1 pseudogene is annotated in these 1,065 nt (G+C 65.0%); it reads left to right on the top strand.

The features are described 5' to 3' along the window. A pseudogene (locus ACFP2T_RS42010) lies at positions 1 to 250 on the top strand (hypothetical protein); the annotation flags it as partial. Positions 251 to 1,065 lie beyond the last annotated feature (815 nt).

Genomic DNA, 1,065 nt, shown 5'->3' with positions numbered 1-1,065 from the left:
ACTGAACGATGTGACCCCGAGGAAGAAGCGGCCCGAGCTGTCGGCGGAGGAACAGGCCGCGGCTGACCTGGTGCGGTTGGCCAAGGAGCAGGGCCTGTCGTTGACGGGTCCGGACGGGCACCTACCGGTACCGCGCATCGTCACGCTGCTCGACGATCCGGACCTGGCCGAGCCCGCCACCGCGAACGCCGCTCTGCCCGTCGACGTGATGCGGCAGCGGCTCGCTGCGGCGGGCGCGACACCGCACTGACCAGCGTCCTGTGCTCGTCCATCCATACGAGTGGCAGCCCGCCGCGGCTCAACGGCGAGTTTCGTCAACCCCGGACACGGCACGCCAGGTCAACGGCAACCTGAAGGAAATCCGGATCTCCCGCTGCGCGCGCCTCATACTGCCTGCCCTGTGGACCACGCCCGCGAGGAGTCCGAGGCCGGCCACGCGACCAGACCACCCAAGGCTCCGTGGCCACCCCCGGAAGCCAGACCTGGCGCACCCTTCCGAGTTGCGGAAGAGGTCAAGGCTCCGCATCGCACCTGTTAAACACCTTGATCAAATACCTGCCGTGACCCGTGCCTTCGAATCGAAGGCGACGGAGATCATCTCGGCGACTGCTCCCAAATCCGCTCCCAATGAAACGTTCAGCAGGTCAGCCGCTCGTTACCAACCACTCCCCCGCACCTCACTCTGCCAGGAACGATAGACAGCAGTTGAAGTCCGTTCAGCGCCGTTGCACGCAGTTGTGTCAAGGAACGGACAGCAATGCTCTGACCAGCAACGACGCGAGGGCCGCAGGTCGGGCGGGGGATGATACTTGCAGGTCAAGGCCGTCGAGCGCCGTTCAGAGCCGTTGGGAGCGCAGATCTGCTCCCAATCTGCTCCCCAACGCTCTTGCCCGATCCCCGGAGAAGCCGGATCGGGCACACTCACATGGCCGAGATGAGTGCGGCTGATCAAGGTAGTTAGCGGCCTGTTAGATCTTGCGGAAGCGCCGGGGCGGCGTTCACCACGGTCACGTCCGCGCAGGTGGTGTAGGAGACGACCTTCGCGGGATCCGGATTGATGTTATG

This window comes from Plantactinospora solaniradicis (genome assembly GCF_042658085.1).
Lineage (GTDB): Bacteria > Actinomycetota > Actinomycetes > Mycobacteriales > Micromonosporaceae > Plantactinospora > Plantactinospora solaniradicis.
Note: the sequence above shows the minus strand (reverse complement) of the source record. Positions and strands in the feature narration are given on the sequence as shown.